We start from the raw sequence: 20,442 nt of genomic DNA, 5'->3' as shown, positions 1-20,442 counted from the left end.
TTCATCCATGAACCTGTCTGTCCGCACACTCGCTCTCGCCGCCTCTGCCGCCTGTCTGCTGGCAAATGCCCCGGCCCTTGCCAGAGAGGCCTCCCCCATCGCGCCCAAGGTGATGGTCATCACCATGTTCGGCGAGGAGGCCAAGCCATGGCTGGAAGGGGAAAAATTCACGCAGAAGATCAAGCTGCCGGGCCTCAATCCGCAATATCCGCAGATCGACTGCACCGCCGAAGGCCTTTGCCACATGACGACCGCCATGGGCTTCGCCAATGCCGCAAGCTCGGTTTCCGCGATGGCCTTGAGCGACAAGCTCGACCTCCGCCACACCTATTTCCTGATCGCGGGCATTGCCGGTGTCGATCCCAAGCATGGCACGCTCGGCTCGGCGCATTGGGCGAAATATGCCGTCGATGCCAATCTGAACCATCGCATCGACAGTCGCGAGGCGCCGGAAGGCTGGCCCGCAGACTTTTTAGGCCTTGGCGCGGCAAAGCCCGGCGAAAAGCCGAAATGGGCCGCGGGCACGGAAGTCTTCGCGCTGAACGGCAAGCTTGCCGATTATGCGCTGGCGACAACCAGAGGCGTCGCGCTTCTGGATAGCGATGCAGCGAAGGACTATCGCAAGCACTATACCGAAGACGCCGCAACCGGCGCGCCCAAGGTCACGATCTGCGACACTGCTTCGGGCGATACCTATTGGCATGGCGCAAAAATCGGCGCGGCCATGACCGAATGGGTGAAGCTTCTGACCGACGGCAAGGCCGACTATTGCACCTCGCAGATGGAGGACAATGCCACGCTGACCGCGCTCAAGCGCGCGGCCGAGGCCGGCAAGCTCGACTTCGACCGCATCGCGGTTCTGCGCACCGCGTCGAACTTCGACCGCCAGGGCAAGGACCAGACGGCGGCGCAATCGCTTGCTGCGAATTCCGGCGGTTTCCCGCTTGCGACGACCAACGCCTATCGCGTCGGCAAGGCCTATGCCGACAGCATCATCCAGAACTGGAAAGCGTGGGAAAAGGCCCCGCAGACGGCGGCGCGGTAAGCCTGTAATGGAATAACGATTCAAAAAGCGAAGGCACCCCGCGGGGTGCCTTTTCTGCCTGCTAATGTGAATCGCGTTTCAAAGCCTTGGCCATCGCGATTAAAGCACTGCTCAATCCGCGGTCGCCAGCCGCCGCATGGTGAATTCGATCACGTCATCGGGGCGCTCGCACCAGCTTTCGATCTCGGTCCAGTAGGCGGCTTTCGGGAATGTCTCGAACCATTCGCGCGCCTTTTCGCGCGCCGCCAGCCGCGGCAGGGTGAATGTCTCGCGCACGAAGCCGTCGCGCGGCATACGGCTTTGCTTCATGTTCTGCCGGGTGCTTTTCTGGGCGCGGCTTTTCTCAAGCTGCCTGCGCAAGCCTTCAAGCGGTGGACGGGGCGGTGCTGCTGCCATGCGTTTGCCTCCTAACACTACAGTTGCAAATTCGTCAGGCCGTGGCGAAAAGAGTGATTTGCGAGTACCGGAGCGAAGCGTACTTCCAAGCATGGTCCCGAAAAGTTGCAGACTTTTCGGATAAGACTATGCGTCTGAGAAAAGTACGTGAGCACCGGAACGCAGACAAATTGCTCTTTGCAGCCCGGCATCACGAAGAATGCAACTGTAGTGCTGACCCTGAGTAGATAAAGATAGGGGAACACGGTGACAAAGACGAGTCTTTTTCCTGGGGAGAGGGTCTATAACAGGCTTGCGATCACGCGCTTGGCGCTTTGCGCGGGTCGCGGACTTTGATAAGTCAGGCAATAATAGTTCATCCATTTAACCTTGGCTGCGCGATATTGCCGGGCGATGCGGCGGAAGGAACCAGACAATGCAACGCGACGAAATTCCAGCGATCATTCCTGCGGACATTGAAGAGAAAAAGCAGACGGCGCAGCGCTGGTTCGAGGAACTGCGCGACCGCATCTGCGCAAGTTTCGAACAGCTGGAAGATGAATTGCAGGGGCCGCTTTCGGATCGCGAACCCGGCCGCTTCGTCCGCACGCCCTGGCAGAAGGATGAAGGGCGCGGCGGTGGCGGCGTCATGTCGATCATGCATGGCCGCGTGTTCGAAAAGGTCGGCGTGCATGTCTCGACGGTCCATGGCGAGTTTTCGCCGGAATTCCGCAAGCAGATACCGGGCGCCGAGGAAGACCCGCGCTATTGGGCGAGCGGCATTTCGCTGATTGCCCATCCGCAGAACCCGAATGTGCCTGCCGTCCACATGAACACGCGCATGGTCGTGACCACGCGCCAGTGGTTCGGCGGCGGCGCAGACCTGACGCCGGTGCTCGACCGCCGCCGCACGCAGGACGACCCGGACACGCTTGCCTTCCACAAGGCTTTCCGCTTCATCTGCGAGAAGCACAAGGATATCGTCGACTACCAGCGCGTGAAGGACTGGTGCGACGAATATTTCTTCCTGCCGCACCGCGATGAACCGCGCGGCACCGGCGGCATCTTCTATGACTGGCTGCATTCGCCGGACGAAAAAGGCGGCTGGGACGCGGATTTTGCCTATACGCGCGATGTGGGACGCGGCTTCTCCGTCGTCTATCCGCATCTGGTGCGCCAGAACTTCAACAAGGACTGGACCGACGCGGACCGCACCGAACAGCTGATCCGCCGTGGCCGTTATGTCGAGTTCAACCTGCTTTATGATCGCGGCACGATCTTCGGCCTCAAGACCGGCGGCAATGTCAATTCCATCCTGTCTTCCATGCCGCCCGTGGTGAAGTGGCCGTAAGACATTGAAAAAGGGCCGGTTTCCCGGCCCTTCAATCATATGGCGAATGCGGAATGATAGGCGACGTCGCCTTCCGGCATGTCCGGCCCGAAGGCCAGACACTGGAAATATTGCGGCGGCACGCCCGGCAGTTTCAGCCGCTGATCGGCCTTGAAACCGAAACGCCCGTAATAGCCGGGATCGCCGAGAAGGACGCAGCCTTTGGCGTCTTGCTGCCGCAGAATGGCAAGCCCCTCGCCGATCAGCCTGCCGCCGATCCCCTCGCCTTGCCGGTCGGGCAGCACCGAGACGGGCCCAAGCCCGTACCAGCCCTTATCCTCGCCGCCGATCAGGACGGGCGAGAAAGCGACATGGCCCAGAATCCGCCCGTCTTCCTCGGCCACCAGCGACAGGGTGAGCGCCTGTGCGGCGCGAAGCGCATCGACGATTTCGCCTTCCTTCCGGTTGCTATAAGCCACGGTGCGGAATGCCTCATCCGTCACCCGACGGATTTCGGCGGCATCTTGCGGTCTTTCGTTGCGAATATGCATGATGCACTCCTTCACCGGTTGTTTGCCTGGGCGCGGACATTTTCACGTCCCTTCAACGAAATGCGATAGGGACTGCCCATGCGCGATTCGATCAGCCGCTTGCGGCGCAATTGCTGGAAAACCGCCATCGTGCAATCGGAAAGCAGATAGCCTTCACGGGTATAGCATTCGATGTCGCAGATACGCCCGTCTTCGCGCAGATGCCGGATATAACCGCCCTGCGCCAGCACGTGCAGGACGCGCTGTTCCATGCGTGAGATATTCATTACTGTTCATGCCTGGATGGAAACCATGACAAGCACCGACCTTCGCGGATGGTGAACCATCCACGGCCAATGCCGTTTCCGCTCCTGGACCTGCCTGTCAGGCGCTTTCAGCACCTGTCATTCGCAGTTTCGTCCGGAACGCTCAAAGGCTTCCTGCAATCTCCAGCATCAACAATTCCTCTTCCAGAGGTCAAAACAGGAGGGCGATCCCCCTCCTGCTCAATTTAAAAGCACGCAATCCCGGTGTCAAACCGTTCAGGATTTCGGCTGGTTGCGCAGCTTTTCCGCTTCCGCATAGAACTTCTTTTCCCACTCATTGTGGTTGTCCAGCCCTTCCTTGATGAAGGGCGTGAAGATGGCGAGGTTCATCAGGCACCAGTTGACCAGCCGGGCCGGGAACTTCAGCGGCTTCACGAAATCCACGAAAAGGACCACGCGCGTCTTGTCGGTGTGGTTCCACGCCTCATGCTCATAGGCATCGTCGAAGATCAGCACCTTGCCCTCGTGCCAGTGACAGACCTGCTTGTCCACGCGGATGGCAAGCTGGTCGTTGGGCTCCGGCACGATGAGGCCAAGATGCAGGCGCAGCACGCCATTATAAGGCCCGCGATGCGGCGGTAGGTGCTTGCCCGGCTCGAAGATGGAGAACATCGCCGTGGTCAGGCCGGGGATCTTGTTGACGATGCGCCAGGTTTCCGGGCAGGCCTTGATGTTCTGCTCCGACTTCACGCCGAAACCGAGCAGGAAGAACGTCTTCCAGCGATTGTCGGTCGAGATGGTCTTCACATCGGTCGAAATATCCTGAAAGGACGGCAATTCGCTCTGGCGCAGAAGAACCTTTTCCAGTTCCTTGCGGATGGCGGGCCATTCCTTCTCGATCTCGGCAGACCACGGGAAGGTCGCATTGTCATAGACAGGCGGATTGCCGAGCTTGGCATATTTCAGGTTGAGACCTTCGGCCCAGGATACGATCCCCATGAAAAAGCGGGTGATCCGGCTCGGCCGGTCCATCGCGGCGATGCCTTCGGTGCCGAACTTCTGTTTCGGATCGGTCGCTGCCTTGTCTTGTATCGAAGTATCGGGATTGGACATCTCATGCTCTTTCAAAATGCGCACTCAAAAACTTCTCATTGTTCGTTTCGGGCCCAAACCGGTTCCCGCTTTCGGGAAACATGCTCCAGCTATAAAGCAATGAAACTACGGCTGGAATTTGCTGGCAAGCCGTCAGTCGTTCAATTTGTCACGACCAAGCTTGCGCAGAAGCGCCTCCCGGTCAAGGCTAAAACCTGACTCTATCCAGAAAGTTTCAAGCGACCGCAATGCTTCTCCAAGCACCGGCCCCTTTTCAAAACCGAGGGCCAGGAGATCGCCGCCCGTAACGGGAAAAACAGGCGCATCATAATGTTCGGCGGCTTCCAGAAGCCGCGCGAAGCCGCCGGCGCGGATCATGGCATCGTCGCTGCCCACCGCATCGGCCCGCGCCGCGGCATAGGCGAGCCGGATACGATCCAGCACCGCCTGCTTGCTGCCGCGATAGATCGTCTTCTTCAATCCCTGTTCTGAAAGCGCCGGCTTGACCGCATCGACCCGCGCCCAAGCTTCCAGACGCGCCCTTTCGGCATTCGACATTTTGAGCCGCTTGCCCATTTCCTCCATCCGGACGCTGTCGGGCGGGACGATGCTCTCAAGCCTGAGCAGCGGATCGGTCTGCCAGCCGAGATCGGCCTCGGTCCGCACCAGCCCGTGAATGGCATCGATGCCCCATTTTTCGCTTTCAGGCAGGATGAGGTTCAGGACACCGGCCTGCCGCATCCACAACAGCGCGCGCGAGGGATCGGGAGCGGACAGGAGTTTCTTCAGTTCCGACCAGACCCGTTCGGCGGAAAGCTGGGCAAGGCCGTCTTTCAACCGCGCGCTGGCCCGCAAGCCTTCAGCCTCGGGCCGTCCCGACCCGTACCAGGCAAAGAAGCGGAAAAAGCGCAAGATGCGCAGATAATCCTCGCGAATGCGCTGTTCCGCATCGCCGATGAAGCGCAATGTTCTGCTTTCAATATCGGCAAGCCCGCCGACATCATCGATAATGCGGCCATCGGCCGTCACATAAAGCGCATTGATGGTGAAGTCGCGCCGTTCGGCATCGGCTTTCCAGTCGGTTCCAAAGGCAACCTTGGCATGGCGGCCGTCGGTTTCAATATCCTGCCGCAGCGTCGTCACCTCGAACGGATGCCCCTGCACCACGACCGTGACCGTGCCATGCTCGATGCCGGTCGGCACCGGCTTGAAACCGGCTTCGCGCGAAAGCCGCACGGTTTCGTCCGGCAGATGCGTCGTCGCCAGATCGACATCGCTCACCTTGCTGCCGAGCAATGTGTTGCGCACCGCCCCGCCCACGACACGCGCCTCCCCGCCATCGCGGTTCAAGGCCTTGAACAGGGCCTGTAGCGGCTTTGCCTTCAGCCAGTCCGCCTTGCCGGAAATATGCTTGGTCTCGCTCAAACGTAGAGCCTTTCATAAAGTCCGCGAATGATGCCGGCGGTTGCCCCCCAGATGAATCGCTCGTGATAGGGCATGGCGTAATAAAAGCGTTCCTTGCCGTTGAACAACCGGCTTTCACGCCGATGATTGGCCGGATTCATCAGGAAGGAAAGCGGCACCTCGAAAATATCGGCCACCTCGTCCGGGTTGGGATGCACGTCGAACGGCGTTTTCACTACCGCCAGAATGGGCGTGATCGAAAAACCGCTGCCGGTGAGATAGCGCGGCAGATTGCCGATGATCTCCGCGCGATCCGCCGCAAGCCCGATTTCCTCATTGGCCTCGCGAAGCGCTGCCCGCTCCGCCGTGCCGTCTTCCGGGTCGATTGCGCCGCCGGGAAAGGCGATCTGGCCGGAATGCTTGCGCAATGTATCGGTGCGCTGCGTCAGAAGAAGCGTGGCTTCGGGTCCGCGATCCACCACCGGCACCAGCACGGCGGCATCACGCATCCGGGCTGTCACCATGGCCTGGGTGAAATCCGGATTGAGCGAATGATCGCCCGTTACCGCGTCATGGTCGGGGCGCCATTGCCGCACCCGCTCGGCAAAATCACCGGCTGAAAAGGCAGGGAATGCATTCATTGCAGGGCAGCCTCCAGCGCATCGGACGCCATGATCGGGAACACCATGCCGCCGGAGCGGACCGCAAATGTCGGCACGCCGTCGATTTCGATGTCCTCGCAGAGCGCCACCAGATCATACATGACCGAACGGGCAATCAGGGCCTCAAGCCGCCCGCGCACGAGAATATAGGGTTTCAGCCCGCCGCTTGCGGGCTCCACCGCAAAACGCAAGGGATGGTCCGCGCCAGCCTCCACCACATCGCCGACATTGGTGCGAAAGGTGAGTGACTGGCTTTCGCCGTCGCCGGAAACGTCCATTTCCACCGCGATGAAAGGGGCGTCCTCCACACGGATGCCGACCTTTTCCACCGGCGTGACGAGATAGGTTTTTCCGTCCTCATCCTTGCGCAGCACGGTGGAAAACAGCCGCACAAGCTGTTTGCGGCCAATGGGCGTGCCCATGTAGAACCATGTGCCGTCCGCCTTGATTTCCATGTCGAGATCGCCGCAAAAATCCGGGTTCCAGCGTTCCACGGGCGGGATTCCACGCTCTTTCGTCGCCGGTCCGCTTTGCGCATCGGCATGGGCGCGCGCAATCAGGGCTTCCAGCCCGCCGGTCGTCCCGGCGTTCCGCATGGAATTGTGCGGCGCGTCTTTGCCTTCAGGGGTGCTTTTTCTCATCCGACTCGGTTATTCCTTGCCCAAAGCCATGAAATAGTCACCCTTTCGCGGCTTGTCAGTACTATATGCGAATTATAGGGCGCTTCCGCCAGAGCGGTCACATATTGCGAGGTCCATATGAGCGTTGCCGTCACGCCTGAAACCGCCAATCCCGAACAGATAATCGCGGAGGCCGAACGGGCGCTCGCGGACATTGCCCGCATCAAGGCAAGTGTCGGAACTGTCATCTTCGGTCAGGAAAACGTGATCGAGCGCGCGCTCGTCGCCGTGCTTGCCGGTGGCCACGCGCTTCTGGTCGGCGTGCCGGGCCTTGCCAAGACCAAGCTGGTCGAAACGCTTGGCACCGTGCTTGGCCTTTCCGGCCAGCGCATCCAGTTCACGCCCGACCTGATGCCCTCCGACATCATCGGCTCGGAAGTCATGGAGCAGGATGCCGATGGACGCCGCTCGTTCCGTTATCTGAAAGGACCGATCTTCGCGCAGCTCCTGATGGCCGACGAGATCAACCGCGCCAGCCCCCGCACCCAGTCGGCTCTTTTGCAGGCCATGCAGGAATATCATGTCACCGTCGCCGGCCAGCGCTACGATCTCCCGGCACCGTTTCATGTGCTGGCGACGCAGAACCCGCTGGAGCAGGAAGGCACCTATCCGCTGCCGGAAGCCCAGCTCGACCGCTTCCTGATGCAGATCGACATTCTCTATCCCGAACTCGATGCCGAGCGCCGCATTCTTCTGGAGACAACCGGCGTTTCCGAAGCAAGGGCCTATGAGATCATCAATGCCGAACGGCTGATCGAAATGCAGACCCTGGTGCGCCGGATGCCGGTGCCGGAAAGCGTCGTGGAAGCCATCCTCAAGCTGGTGCGCTCCGCCAGACCGGATGCGGATAATGAGCACGCGAAGAAGCACATCGCCTGGGGTCCCGGCCCGCGCGCCAGCCAGGCGCTGATGCTGTGTGCTCGCGCCCGCGCGCTCTATGAAGGCCGTCTTGCGCCTTCGGTGGATGACGTGAAGGCGCTGGCCGAGCCCGTCCTGCAACACCGCATGGCGCTCAACTTCGCCGCGCGCGCCGATGGCATGCATATTCGCGACGTCATCGCCAATCTGGTCAAGGCTGCTGTCTGATGGTCATCGGCGCAGAAGTTTCCACCGCAGATCGCAAGGAGACACTTGCCCGCGCCCGCGCGCGGGCAGCCGCCATCCCCGATCTGCTGGTTGAAGCGCAGCGCGTGGTCAACGCAATCATGAATGGCTGGCACGGACGGCGCAAACGCGGCCCCGGCGAAAACTTCTGGCAGTTCCGCCCCTATGTGGACGGCGAATCCCTTGCCCGCATCGACTGGCGGCGTTCTGCCCGCGACGACCATACCTATGTCCGCGATCGCGAATGGGAATCCGCCCACACCGTCTGGCTCTGGTGCGATTTCTCGTCCTCCATGCTCTATCGCTCAAAGCTCGCGCCCGTTTCCAAGGAAGCGCGTTCGCTGGCGCTGACGCTGGCTCTTGCCGAACTTCTCTCGCGTTCGGGCGAACGCATCGCCTTTCCCGCATTGATGCAGCCTTTTTCGGCGCGCAACGGGGCGGAACGTCTGGCAGGCGCATTGATGCATGAGACGCCTGCCGCGGCATTGCCGGATATCGGGCAGATCCGCCGCTTTTCGGAAGTTGTCCTTGTCTCCGACTTCCTGCATCCGTTCGATGAACTGACCGATCTTCTCGACCGCCTTGCCAAACGCGGTGTCCGCGCGCATCTGGTGGAAGTGGCCGATCCGGCGGAAGAAACATTCCCCTATTCGGGCCGCACCGAGTTTCGCGATCCGGAAACCGGGGCCACGCTGGTCGCCGGCCGCGCCGAAACCTATGCGGACGACTATCGCCGCCTCTACACCGCGCGCCGTGAAAGCCTCGTCGATTTCTGCAAGCGGCTTGGCTGGAGCTACACGGTCCACCGGACCGACAGGCCGACGGCGGAAGCGCTGGCGCGCCTTCACGATGCGCTGAGTGCAACAGGGGGCAGCGCATGAATTTTCTGCCGCTCGCCTTCGGTTCGCCGCTGATCCTTGCAGGATTGATCGCCCTGCCGGTCATCTGGTGGCTTTTGCGCATGACGCCGCCGCGCCCGCAGGAGGAAATCTTTCCGCCGCTCAGCATTCTGGCGCAGGTCTTCAAGCGCGAGGAAGTCCCGTCGAAGAGCCCATGGTGGATGACCTTGCTGCGGCTTCTCATTGCCGCGCTCGTCATTCTGGCGCTTGCCTCGCCGGTCTGGAATCCGCGCCCGGTCGCCCTGACCGGCGACGGGCCGCTCGCCATCGTCATCGATAATGGCTGGGCTTCCGCCGAGAATTGGCAACAGCGGGTCAATGCCGCCGAAAAACTCGTCTCCGATGCGCAAGGCACCGACGCGCCGATCTATATCGTCGGTTCGGCGGAACCGGCCAATGCCGAAATCGGCCCCTATGACGGCAAGCGCGCCACTGAGCGCCTGCAAGCGCTGGAGCCGCGCCCGATCCCGGTCGACCGCAAGGCGGCGATGGAGCGGCTCTCATCCGCCCTGCCCGCCGGCACAAAGCTTCGCCTTGCCTTCATGAGCGACGGGCTGGCCGCGATAAACGATGCGCAGACCTTCGCGGAACTGGACAAATCGGGCCATCTCGCCTCCGTTCTCTGGTATGGCGCGGGTCTCAGCCGCATTTTCGCGCTGACCGGCATCGACAACAAGGCCGACAGTCTGGAAGCCGTCGCCATCCGCCCTGAAGGCGTGTCGGCGCCGCGCACGCTGACCGCTGCCGCCTATGACGACAAGGGACGCCGCATCGCCGAAACGCCGCTTTCCTTCGCGCCTGGAAGCGCGGAAGGCACGGCACGGTTCAACCTGCCGGTGGAGCTGCGCAATGATTTCCGCGCAATCCGCATCGATGGCGTGGAGCAGGCAGGTGCAACCCGGCTCATCGATGCCGGATCGGAGCGGCGCACCGTCGGCCTCATCGCCAGCGGCGACAACGATCTGGCGCAGCCGCTGCTCTCGCCGCTGCATTATATTTCCCGAGCGCTGTCGCCCTATGTCAACCTGATCGAACCGCGCTCCGCCGATCTCCTGCAATCCGTGCCGGAAGTGCTGGATGCAAAGCCGTCGATCCTCATCATGGCCGATATCGGCACGCTGCCGCAGCCGGTCATCGAACAGCTTTCCAGATGGATCGAGGCTGGCGGCACGCTGGTCCGTTTCGCAGGACCGCGCCTTGCGGGCGCCAGCGACAACGATCCGCTTCTGCCGGTGAAACTGCGCAAGGGCGAACGTGCGCTCGGCGGCACGCTGTCCTGGTCCGAACCGCAGAAATTGCGCTCTTTCGCGGACAAGGGCCCCTTTGCGGGCCTGCCCGTCCCCGATGACGTGACCGTCACAAGGCAGGTTCTCGCCGAGCCGTCCTTCGATCTCAACGACAAGGCCTATGCCATTCTCCAGGACGGAACACCGCTGGTAACGGGCGAACAGCGCGGGCGCGGCAATATCGTCTTGTTCCACATTTCGCCGGATGCAAGCTGGTCGAGCCTGCCGATTTCGGGTTCCTTCGTGGACATGCTGCGCCGCATCGTGTCGCTGTCGCAGAGAACCGGCGCGCAGGACAATCAGGCCTCGGTCTCGCTGCCGCCCTACCAGCTGCTTTCGGCGTCCGGCGCGCTGACCCCGCCGACATCGGAAGCAAAGCCGCTGATCGTGGAAAAGAACAGGCAGGCCAGCGTCGGCATCAACACGCCGCCCGGTTTCTATGGCAATGAGGATGGCTTGAAAGCGCTCAATATTTTCGAGGGCGGCCATGTCAAATTGCAGCCGATTGCCCAGCCTGCCCTCTCGGTCGGCGTCACGCCTGCCTCCTACACGTCCGACCAGTCGGTTTCGCTTGCCGGGCCGTTTTTTGCCGCCGCCGCCATGCTGCTCGCGCTCGATACGCTTTTGATGCTGTGGCTGCGCGGCGCCTTCCGCCGCCGCATGAAAGTGCGGTCCAGGGCGGCGGGGATAGCTGTGCTGCTTGCAGGTTCGCTTGCCTTCAACCTTCTTCCCTCTGGTGTAAGCGCAAGCCGGGCGCAGGAGCAGGTGCATGACGACAGCAAGCCGGGAGACGCGGCGATCATCAATTCCGTCTCGCAGACGCATCTTGCCTATGTCATCACCGGCAGCGCAAAAACCGACGATATCAGCAAGGCGGGGCTGCGGGGCCTGAGCTTCGCGCTGACGGACAAGACCGCGCTTGAACCGGGCGACCCGGTCGGCGTCGATCCCGCCAGGGACGAACTGGCCTTTTATCCGCTGATCTACTGGCCGATCGATCCGGACGCGCCGATGCCAAGCCCGGAAGCGATTGCCAGGGTCGATGCCTATATGCAGCAGGGCGGCACGGTGCTTTTCGACACGCGCGACCAGTTGCAGGCGGGCGCCAGCCTCGACCCGTCCGCCTCGCCTGCCAACCAGCGCCTGCGCGCCATTCTGGACGGCATGAACGTTCCGCCGCTGGAACCGGTGCCGGACGATCATGTGCTGACCAAATCCTTCTTCATCATGCCCGATTTTCCCGGCCGCTATGAAGGAAGCCCGCTCTGGGTCGAGGCCACGACGCCCAATGCAGCGCCGCGCGACCGGCCCGTGCGCACCGGCGACGGCGTGACGCCGATCATGATCACGGCCAATGATTTTGCGGGCGCATGGGCTGTCGACGAGCAGGGCAACCCGCTGCTTCCGACCGTGCCGAACGACCCGATGCAGCGCATCTATGCCATTCGCGGCGGCGTGAACATCGTCATGTACATGCTGACCGGCAACTACAAGTCCGATCAGGTGCATGTTCCGGCCCTGCTCGAACGGCTGGGGAATTAGGGCATGTTTCGGAAAAGTGGGAACCGGTTTTCCGGTAAAAACATGCTCAAACGGAAGAGAAGGCGGTGAGAATGAATATCGAATTCGAACCGTTCCTCTCCACGCCATGGCTGATTGCCATTCTGGTGCCGCTGGCGGTGCTGGTGCTCGCCACCATTTTCCTGCGGATGCGCGGCGGGCTGATCCGCCTGCTGGCGGCGGCGGCACTTGCACTGGCGCTGTTCAATCCGGTCATCGTCAATGAAGAGCGCGAACCGCTGAAAAGCGTGGTCGCGATAGTGGTGGATCGCAGCCAGAGCCAGGAACTGGGGAGCCGCAGCGCCGACACCGATGCCGCCCTGAAGGCGGTGCAGGACCAGCTTGCCGCCATGCCCCAGTTTGAAACCCGCGTGGTGGAAGCAGGCCAACCCGGCGAAAACGAGGACGGCTACGCCACCCGGCTTTTCGGGCCGCTGGCGCGTTTGCTTCTCGATGTGCCGCCCTCGCGCGTTGCGGGCGCGATCCTGATTACCGACGGCCAGGTGCACGATATCCCCGCCAACAGGAATGCGCTCGGTTTCAACGCGCCGCTGCATGCGCTTGTGACCGGCAAGCCGGACGAATTCGACCGCCGCATCCGCTTCAACAAGGCCCCGCGCTATGGCATCAGCGGCAAGCCGCTCGAAATGTCGTTCACGGTGATCGATGAAGGCAAGAACCTCGGCAGCCCCGCGCCGGTTCAAATCCGCGTCAATGGCGAGGTCGTCAGCGAGGAGGAAGCGCAGGTCGGGCAGGAAACGCCCGTCACTATCACCCTGCCGCGCGCGGGCGTGAACATTGTTGAAATCGCCACGCCAGCACTTCCCGGCGAAGTGACCGACACCAACAATCGCGCTGTCGCGACCGTGGATGGCGTTCGCGAGAACCTGCGCGTGCTGCTCGTTTCCGGCGAGCCGCACAATGGCGAGCGCACCTGGCGCAACCTGCTGAAATCCGATGCCGCCGTCGATCTCGTCCACTTCACCATTCTGCGCCCGCCGGAAAAGCAGGACGGCACGCCGATCAACGAATTGTCGCTGATCGCCTTCCCGACGCGTGAACTCTTTGTCGACAAGGTCAACGAGTTCGACCTCATCATTCTCGACCGCTACCAGCACCGCGATGTGCTGCCGCTCCTCTATTACGATTATATCGCCCAATATGTGGAGAATGGCGGCGCGCTTCTGGTCGCGGCCGGGCCGGAATATGCGGGCGACATGTCGATTGCCCGCACGCCGCTTTATAGCGCCCTGCCCGCCATGCCGACCGGCGCGGTGACGGAAAAGGCATTCTATCCACGCCTCACGACCGTCGGCAAACGCCATCCGGTCACGCGCGGGCTTGACGGCAGCGATCAGGAGCCGCCGCGCTGGAGCCGCTGGTTCCGCACCATCGACATCACCGCGCCGCAAGGCGAAACGGTGATGAGCGGCGCGGACAACAAGCCGCTATTGGTTCTCAACCGCGTCGGAAAAGGCCGCGTCGGCATGTTCCTCTCCGATCAGGGCTGGCTGTGGGCGCGCGGTTTCGAGGGCGGCGGCCCCTATGCCTCGCTCTATCGCCGCATCGCCCACTGGCTGATGCAGGAACCGGAACTGGAGGAAGAGGCGCTGACCGCCTCCGGCAATGGCCGCACGCTTTCCATCCGCCGCCAGACCATGGGCGACAATCCGGGTGTCGCAACCGTCACGACGCCTTCCGGCAAGGAATTGCAGGTCGATCTGGCGCAGAACAAGCCCGGCCTGTTCGAAGGCGCGTTGCAGACCGACGAGATCGGCATTTTCCGGGTGAAGAATGGCAATCTGGAAGCGCTGGCCCATGTGGGGCCGGTCGATGCGCCGGAATTTTCCGACAGCATCTCGACGGTGGATCGCCTCAAGCCGCTTGCCGAGGCGACCGGCGGTTCGGTCCATCGCGTCCATGCAAGCGCGCAGAGCAGCGTGCATGTGCCCGCCATCACCGCCGTCAGCGGCAACCGCGCGGCAAGCGGCAATGACTGGATCGGCCTCAGCGAGACTGCGGATACGCAATTGAAAAGCGTCAACCGCCTGCCGCTGTTCTCCGGCTTTCTGGCGCTTGGCCTGCTGCTCTTCGTCTTCGGCGGCATGTGGTATCGCGAAGGGCGGTAAAGCGCCCCTCGCTTTCCCCTCTTTTTAACTATTTTGCCCGGTTGGCGTGGCGCACAATGCCCCCGACGCCATCCAGCGCGCCGGGCGCGAGTTCGCAGGCGAGCATCCGGCGGGGATCGACCGGTGCCGGCATGACCATCGAACCGGGCGCCACCATCTTGAAGCCGAACGGACCGTAGTAAGGTTCGTCGCCGACGAGAATGACCAGCCCGTGACCGGCTTTCGCCGCCGCTTCCAGCGACATGCGCATCAGCCTGCCGCCAATGCCGCGCTTTTTCCATTCGGGCCGGACCGCAAGCGGCCCGAGCAGGAGTGCCGGCGTCTTGCCGATGACAACCGGCGTCTGCCGCACCGAACCGACGACAATGCCGCCCATCAGCGCCACGAAGGAAAGGGCCGGATCATGCGGCCCGCCTTCGCGGATGAAATGCGCGGCGCGGGTAAAGCGCCCCGGTCCGAAGGCTTCCGCATTGATGGCTTCGATTTCAATGTCGTGCGCCGGGCATTCCTGCGCGTAGGTCAGTTCAAGCTGCTGCATGGGCTTAAGATCGCAATGGGAGAAGTCGGGGACCATCAGGTCAATGGAATGCGTTCCGTGCGCTCAAGCGCATCCCGAAAAGTGTGAAACGGTTTTCGGGCCAGATGCGCTTGGAAACAAACAGCTTGAGCGCCGATCTGATTCAATCAGTTCGAAACGCGCTCAAGCACGGTCCAAGTTTCATCGTCGGATGAAAAGCATTTCCATGGCATCGTTCTCCCAGGCGGCATGGCGACCGCAATCTGGAAGGTGCATTACACCAAAATGGGCAGAGATCAAACAGGTTTTTTCAAAATGGCGGAGCAAATTGCGCTTTTTGGCACGTTTACGCACTGTTCACGGCTTGCGATGCTGCAAAATGGCGGTTCCAGCCTTATTCTCTTTCCAAAAGGAGCAATCGCATGGGACTTCTGGTCGATGGCAAGTGGCATGATGTCTGGTACGACACCGAAAGTACGAAAGGCCGCTTTGAACGTTCAAAATCACAATTCCGCAACTGGGTGACCGCAGACGGCAGCGCCGGTCCGACTGGCGAAGGCGGCTTCAAGGCCGAGCCGGGGCGTTATCACCTCTATGTTTCCTACGCCTGTCCCTGGGCGCATCGCACATTGATCTTTCGCGCGCTGAAGGGGCTGGAAGACGTCATTTCAGTATCGGTGGTGGACTATCTGATGGCGGAAGAAGGCTGGACCTTCACCGGCACGACCGGCAGCACCGGCGACGCGCTCTACAGTTCGAAGCGGCTGTATGAAATCTATACCCGCGCCGATCCGAACTATTCCGGCCGCGTCACCGTGCCGGTGCTGTGGGACAAGGAACGCGAAACCATCGTCTCCAACGAATCCGCCGAAATCATCCGCATGCTGAATTGCGCCTTCAACGCATTCGGCGACGCCTCGCTCGATTTCTATCCCCAAGCACTGCAGGCCGAGATCGATGCGCTCAATGATTTCATCTATCCCAATATCAACAATGGGGTTTATCGCGCCGGTTTTGCCACCACGCAGGAGGCCTATGAGGAAGCGTTCGGGCAAGTGTTCACGGCCCTTGATTCGCTCGAAGACCGCCTGTCCCGCCAGCGCTATCTGACCGGCGACCGCCTGACCGAAGCCGACTGGCGGCTGTTCACGACGCTTCTGCGCTTCGACCCGGTCTATGTCGGTCATTTCAAGTGCAATCTGCGCCGTCTTGCCGATTACCCGAACCTGTGGAACTACACGCGCGAGCTCTATCAGGTGCCCGGCGTGGCCGCGACCGTGAACATGGAGCATATCAAGGGCCATTATTATCGCAGCCACAAGACGATCAACCCGACGAGCATCGTGCCGCTCGGGCCGAAGATCGACTTTTCCGCACCCCATGATCGGGGCTGATTCCCGAAAACCTGATCGGCCAACTGCGCTCTTCCTGCAACAGTGTTGCTGGAACATCAGCATCCTCTCAACTCTCTTGCGCCTCTTTGATTTCGATCAATGGGGCGTTTCCTTGCGCGGTTCAGATTGCGCGCATCACTACGATCCCAAGACTGACCACGACTTGAAGAGAGAGAGAATGAACCGCTTCACAAGAGGATTGCTGGCCGCCACCGCGCTGACCTTTGCCGCACCGGCCGCCTATGCCGCGGATGCCGTCGTCACCCAGCCCGCATCGGAAATTCAGGCCGTGCCGGAAGCCCTGTCGCCATGGCAGATCCGCGTGCGCGCGCTCGGCGTCATTCCCCAGAATTCCGGCTATGTGAACGGTGTTTCGGGATCCGATCTCGACTATTCCAAGTCGATCACGCCTGAACTCGACATTACCTATTATTTCACGGACAATCTTGCCGCCGAACTCATTCTCGGCACGACCTATGCCAATATCAACGGCGCAGGCTCAATCGACGGGCTGGGCAAGATCGGCAAGGCTTGGATTCTGCCTCCGACGCTGACCCTGCAATATCATTTCACCAATTTCGGCGCCTTCAAGCCCTATGTCGGCGCGGGCGTGAACTACACCATGTTCTACAATCAGGATGCGACCGGCGTTGAATATCTCAAGGTCAAGAACGCATTCGGCGGCGCGCTGCAAATCGGTTTCGACTACATGCTCAACGAGCATTGGGGCGTGAACTTCGACGTCAAGAAGCTGTTCCTGGAGCCGAAATTCGATGCCACCCTGATCGGCGGCACGGATGTCAGCGGCAAGGCCAAGCTCAATCCATGGCTGATCGGCACCGGCGTCACCTACCGCTTCTGACAAGGCTCATGACTGGTGAAGGCGCGGCAGCGTGCCTTCACCACAGCGCAAGCGGCTCCAGATCGTGAAGCGCTTCCTGCAAACGCCGCTTGGTGGATGGTGTCGTCCCCTCCGGCAGATCGTCCAGCGGAAAGAAACCGCATTCGGCAATTTCCCGGTCCGGCAGACGCGGTTCCGTCTGTTCGAATTTCCTACAAATATAAAGCGCCACATGATCGCGCGGTGATGCATGCGCATTCTTGTAGAGCGCAAAAAGCTGCGGCGGGCCTTTCAGAACGATATTGGCCTCCTCGCGCAGCTCCTTTTCCAGCGCCTGCCCGAACGTCTCGCCGCGCTCGACGCCGCCGCCCGGCAATTGCCATCCGGGCACATAGGTATGCTTTACAAGAAAGACCGAATTCTTCTTTTCATCAAAGACAATTGCCCGCACCCCCAATGTCATGGGGCGTCGCATCAGAAAATAAGTATGAAATATGAAATGACGAAAGCGCATACCGTCTCTCCGCGGAGCAATCCACTTCGCATGAATGCATGAATATCATCAACAAAAAGTCGCCAGGCAGGTTTTGATTTTAAACATTATCCAGTAAATGAGCTTTATGTTCCGTCTCGCCCATATCTCCGATATACATCTTTCGCCTCTGCCGCGCGTGCGATATCGCGAACTGGCATCGAAACGCATCACGGGCTACATCAACTGGCTGCGCAATCGCAAGAATGCCATGCACGGAACCGTGCTGGACAGCCTCATCGCCGACATGCAGGCGCAGAGGCCCGATCATGTCGCGGTGACGGGCGATCTCGTCAATCTGGCGCTCAACCTCGAAATCGATATTGCCCATGACTGGCTGTCCAGGCTGGGCAATCCGGACGACGTCTCGGTCGTTCCCGGCAACCATGACGCCTATGTTCCGGGCGCGCTCGACAAGTCGTGCCGGAAATGGGAACCGTGGATGCGCGGCGACGGCATCGACAATCACGGCAGCCGCCCGCAATTCCCCTATATGCGCGTGCGCGGCCCCGTTGCGCTGATCGGTGTTTCTTCGGCGCGGGCGACAGCGCCTTTCATGGCGAGCGGCGACTTCCGGTCGGCCCAGGGAAAACGTCTGGCGGCGATGCTGGATGAAGCGGGAGCACGCGGGCTTTTCCGCATCGTAATGATCCATCACCCGCCGATCCATGGCGCAACGCCCGCCCATAAGCGTCTTTATGGCATTCGCCGGTTCCAGAAGATCATCCGCAAGCACGGTGCGGAGCTGGTTCTCCACGGCCATACGCATCTTATCACCCATTACGAGATCGACGGCCCGCACGGCAAGGTTCCCGTCATCAGCGTCCCGTCGGCGAGCCAGAATTTTGGCGGTCATAAACCCGCTGCTCGCTATAACATTTTCAGCATCGATAAACGGTCTGATGGCGGCTGGTCCTGCCTGATGGAAGAGCACGGCGTTTCCGATGCCAGCGAGGCCATAACAAAGCTCAACGAGCGCGTTCTCTACTAATCTCATAAAAAACGGCGCCGAAGCGCCGTTTTCAGTTCATCTATTTACTTCGCTCACTTACCAATCACCCGATTGGCGGCCGAGACGACCGCCTCCAGCGAGGCGCTGACGATATTGTCGTTGATGCCGACGCCGAACAGCTTGCCGCCCGGATAAGCCATCTCGACATAGGAAATGGCCGAAGCGTCCGAACCCTGCTGCAGCGAATGTTCGGAATAGTCGACAACCGACATTTTCACGCCGAGATATTTCGACAGCGCATCGACAAAACCGTCGATCGGGCCTGTGCCCTTGCCCTCGATATTTCTGGTCACGCCATTATCGGTGATTTCGGCGGTCAGGATGCGGCGTCCCTTCTGCTCGGGATCGGGCATGGTGTGGTGATCCACGAACTTGATGCGGGCATCGGGCTGCGTCACATAAAGCTGCTGGAACTCGTCGTGAATGCGCTTCGACGGCAGTTCCTTGCCTTCCTCATCGGTGATGTTCTGGATGATCTCGCGGAACTCCACCTGCAGGTTGCGCGGCAGGTTCAAGCCATAATCCGCCTGAAGAATGTAAGCAATGCCGCCCTTGCCCGACTGCGAATTGATGCGGATGATCGCTTCATAGGAGCGGCCCACATCCTGCGGGTCGATCGGCAGATAGGGCACTTCCCAGATCGGCGAATTGGCCGAACGGCGCGCCTTCATGCCCTTGTTGATCGCATCCTGATGCGAGCCGGAGAAAGCCGTATAGACCAGTTCGCCGACATAAGGGTGGCGTTCGGCAATCTTCAACTGGTTGGAATATTCATAGACTTCCTTCATCCGGTTGATGTCGGTGCAGTCCAGTTCGGGGTCCACGCCCTGCGTGTACATGTTGAGCGCCAGCGTCACCACATCCACATTGCCGGTGCGCTCGCCATTGCCGAACAGCGTGCCTTCCACGCGGTCGGCACCGGCCATCAGGCCCAGTTCCGTGGCAGCGATGCCCGTGCCGCGGTCATTGTGCGGATGCAGCGAGACAATCAGGTTCTCGCGATTGTCCAGATTGCGGCACATCCATTCGATCTGGTCGGCATAGATGTTCGGCGTGTTCATCTCGACCGTCGAGGGCAGGTTGACGATCAGCTTGTTGTCTGCCGTCGGCTTCACGATCTCGATCACCGCATTGCAGATTTCCAGCGCCACATCCAGTTCGGTGCCGGTGAAGCTTTCCGGCGAATACTGGAAGCGATAGCCGCCCCCTGTAGAATTGGCCGCCTTCGCGGCCATGTCCATGATCATCTTGGCAGCGTCGGTTGCGATCTGCTTGATGCCGCCGACATCCTTGGCGAAGACCACGCGGCGCTGCAACTCACTGGTGGAATTGTAGAAATGGATGATCGGCGTCTTCGCGCCTTCCAGCGCCTCGAAGGTCCGCGTGATCAGTTCGGGACGGCACTGGACCAGAACCTGCAAATCCACGTCGTCAGGCACATTGCCATGCTCGATGGCCCAGCGGCAAAAGTCGAAATCCGTCTGCGAAGCGGAGGGAAAACCGATTTCGATTTCCGGAAAACCCATATCGACCAGCAGGCGGAACATGCGCTCCTTGCGGTCATGCCCCATGGGATCGATCAGCGCCTGGTTGCCGTCGCGCAGATCGACCGAACACCAGATCGGTGCCTTTTCGATGCGCTTGGACGGCCAGGTGCGGTCATCGAGCTGCGGAACCGGGAAAGGCGCATATTTGCTGCCTGCAATGGGCATGCCCTTGCGCGTGGCGACGGATTTCGATTGCGGCGTGGCGACGGACTGATTCATTTTCGTTTCCTCCCGGCT

General features: G+C 60.9%; 19 protein-coding genes. 9 read left to right on the top strand and 10 right to left on the bottom strand.

The window, feature by feature from the left end; translation table 11 throughout:
• The first annotated feature begins 7 nt into the window (after positions 1-7).
• Positions 8-1,045, top strand: coding sequence for a purine-nucleoside phosphorylase (locus tag AVM02_RS05995; protein ID WP_411506068.1), 1,038 nt, complete (start codon positions 8-10; stop codon positions 1,043-1,045).
• Positions 1,046-1,156: 111 nt separating this feature from the next.
• Here AVM02_RS05995 and AVM02_RS05990 read toward each other — a convergent pair whose 3' ends face one another.
• A complete protein-coding gene (locus AVM02_RS05990) occupies positions 1,157-1,441 on the bottom strand; it encodes a hypothetical protein (protein ID WP_411506067.1) in 285 nt (94 codons plus the stop codon).
• 415 nt (positions 1,442-1,856) lie between these two features.
• Between AVM02_RS05990 and hemF the strand changes: the two genes are divergently transcribed.
• Positions 1,857-2,771 carry an oxygen-dependent coproporphyrinogen oxidase gene (hemF, locus tag AVM02_RS05985; RefSeq protein ID WP_411506066.1) on the top strand — a complete coding sequence of 305 codons (915 nt, stop codon included), beginning with the start codon at positions 1,857-1,859 and terminating at the stop codon, positions 2,769-2,771.
• A 35-nt stretch (positions 2,772-2,806) separates the two neighbouring features.
• Here the strand turns inward: hemF and AVM02_RS05980 are convergent, their stop codons facing one another.
• The 6 genes from AVM02_RS05980 to AVM02_RS05955 form a co-directional block, all read right to left on the bottom strand.
• Positions 2,807-3,301: a GNAT family N-acetyltransferase gene (locus AVM02_RS05980; protein ID WP_411506065.1), complete on the bottom strand. Its 495-nt coding sequence runs from the start codon at positions 3,299-3,301 to the stop codon at positions 2,807-2,809.
• Positions 3,302-3,312: 11 nt separating this feature from the next.
• Entirely contained in the window at positions 3,313-3,567 is a 255-nt protein-coding gene (locus AVM02_RS05975; RefSeq protein WP_025090527.1) for a YjhX family toxin, read from the bottom strand.
• 255 nt (positions 3,568-3,822) lie between these two features.
• On the bottom strand, positions 3,823-4,659 hold the full coding sequence (locus AVM02_RS05970) for an aspartyl/asparaginyl beta-hydroxylase domain-containing protein (RefSeq protein WP_411506064.1): 837 nt from the start codon (positions 4,657-4,659) through the stop codon (positions 3,823-3,825).
• A 132-nt stretch (positions 4,660-4,791) separates the two neighbouring features.
• Positions 4,792-6,063 (bottom strand): CCA tRNA nucleotidyltransferase, encoded by a 1,272-nt coding sequence (locus tag AVM02_RS05965; RefSeq protein ID WP_411506063.1) that lies wholly within the window; start codon positions 6,061-6,063, stop codon positions 4,792-4,794.
• A complete protein-coding gene (locus AVM02_RS05960; protein WP_411506062.1) occupies positions 6,060-6,683 on the bottom strand; it encodes a CoA pyrophosphatase in 624 nt (207 codons plus the stop codon). Before AVM02_RS05960 ends, AVM02_RS05965 begins: the two co-directional genes overlap by 4 nt.
• Positions 6,680-7,345: a DUF1285 domain-containing protein gene (locus AVM02_RS05955; RefSeq protein WP_411506061.1), complete on the bottom strand. Its 666-nt coding sequence runs from the start codon at positions 7,343-7,345 to the stop codon at positions 6,680-6,682. Before AVM02_RS05955 ends, AVM02_RS05960 begins: the two co-directional genes overlap by 4 nt.
• Before the next feature lie 117 nt (positions 7,346-7,462).
• Here AVM02_RS05955 and AVM02_RS05950 point away from each other — a divergent pair, with 117 nt between their 5' ends.
• The 4 genes from AVM02_RS05950 to AVM02_RS05935 all read left to right on the top strand — a co-directional run bounded on the left by AVM02_RS05950 (position 7,463) and on the right by AVM02_RS05935 (position 14,362).
• Positions 7,463-8,470, top strand: coding sequence for an AAA family ATPase (locus tag AVM02_RS05950; protein WP_411506060.1), 1,008 nt, complete (start codon positions 7,463-7,465; stop codon positions 8,468-8,470).
• Positions 8,470-9,369: a DUF58 domain-containing protein gene (locus AVM02_RS05945; RefSeq protein ID WP_411506059.1), complete on the top strand. Its 900-nt coding sequence runs from the start codon at positions 8,470-8,472 to the stop codon at positions 9,367-9,369. Before AVM02_RS05950 ends, AVM02_RS05945 begins: the two co-directional genes overlap by 1 nt.
• Positions 9,366-12,215, top strand: a complete 2,850-nt coding sequence (locus AVM02_RS05940; RefSeq protein ID WP_411506058.1) for a DUF4159 domain-containing protein — start codon at positions 9,366-9,368, stop codon at positions 12,213-12,215. Before AVM02_RS05945 ends, AVM02_RS05940 begins: the two co-directional genes overlap by 4 nt.
• Positions 12,216-12,286: 71 nt before the next feature.
• Positions 12,287-14,362 carry a hypothetical protein gene (locus AVM02_RS05935; protein ID WP_411506057.1) on the top strand — a complete coding sequence of 692 codons (2,076 nt, stop codon included), beginning with the start codon at positions 12,287-12,289 and terminating at the stop codon, positions 14,360-14,362.
• Between the two features lie 28 nt (positions 14,363-14,390).
• Here AVM02_RS05935 and AVM02_RS05930 read toward each other — a convergent pair whose 3' ends face one another.
• Positions 14,391-14,900, bottom strand: coding sequence for a GNAT family N-acetyltransferase (locus AVM02_RS05930; protein WP_411506056.1), 510 nt, complete (start codon positions 14,898-14,900; stop codon positions 14,391-14,393).
• 401 nt (positions 14,901-15,301) lie between these two features.
• On the opposite strand from AVM02_RS05930, the gene AVM02_RS05925 reads away from it, so the two are divergent.
• Together AVM02_RS05925 and AVM02_RS05920 are read left to right on the top strand one after the other, a co-directional pair.
• The gene (locus AVM02_RS05925) at positions 15,302-16,273 is read left to right on the top strand and encodes a glutathione S-transferase family protein (RefSeq protein ID WP_411506055.1); all 972 of its coding nucleotides are present in this window, start codon (positions 15,302-15,304) and stop codon (positions 16,271-16,273) included.
• Positions 16,274-16,451: 178 nt separating this feature from the next.
• A complete protein-coding gene (locus AVM02_RS05920; protein ID WP_411506054.1) occupies positions 16,452-17,135 on the top strand; it encodes an OmpW/AlkL family protein in 684 nt (227 codons plus the stop codon).
• 37 nt (positions 17,136-17,172) lie between these two features.
• On the opposite strand, the gene AVM02_RS05915 is transcribed toward AVM02_RS05920, so the two are convergent.
• The gene (locus AVM02_RS05915; protein ID WP_411506053.1) at positions 17,173-17,628 is read right to left on the bottom strand and encodes an NUDIX domain-containing protein; all 456 of its coding nucleotides are present in this window, start codon (positions 17,626-17,628) and stop codon (positions 17,173-17,175) included.
• A 106-nt stretch (positions 17,629-17,734) separates the two neighbouring features.
• Between AVM02_RS05915 and AVM02_RS05910 the strand changes: the two genes are divergently transcribed.
• Positions 17,735-18,637, top strand: coding sequence for a metallophosphoesterase family protein (locus tag AVM02_RS05910; protein WP_411506052.1), 903 nt, complete (start codon positions 17,735-17,737; stop codon positions 18,635-18,637).
• A gap of 53 nt (positions 18,638-18,690) precedes the next feature.
• On the opposite strand, the gene leuA is transcribed toward AVM02_RS05910, so the two are convergent.
• A complete protein-coding gene (gene leuA / locus AVM02_RS05905; protein ID WP_411506051.1) occupies positions 18,691-20,424 on the bottom strand; it encodes a 2-isopropylmalate synthase in 1,734 nt (577 codons plus the stop codon).
• Positions 20,425-20,442 lie beyond the last annotated feature (18 nt).

The sequence above is a fragment of the Brucella anthropi genome (assembly GCF_046630315.1).
Taxonomy (GTDB): domain Bacteria; phylum Pseudomonadota; class Alphaproteobacteria; order Rhizobiales; family Rhizobiaceae; genus Brucella; species Brucella anthropi_A.
Note: the sequence above shows the minus strand (reverse complement) of the source record. Positions and strands in the feature narration are given on the sequence as shown.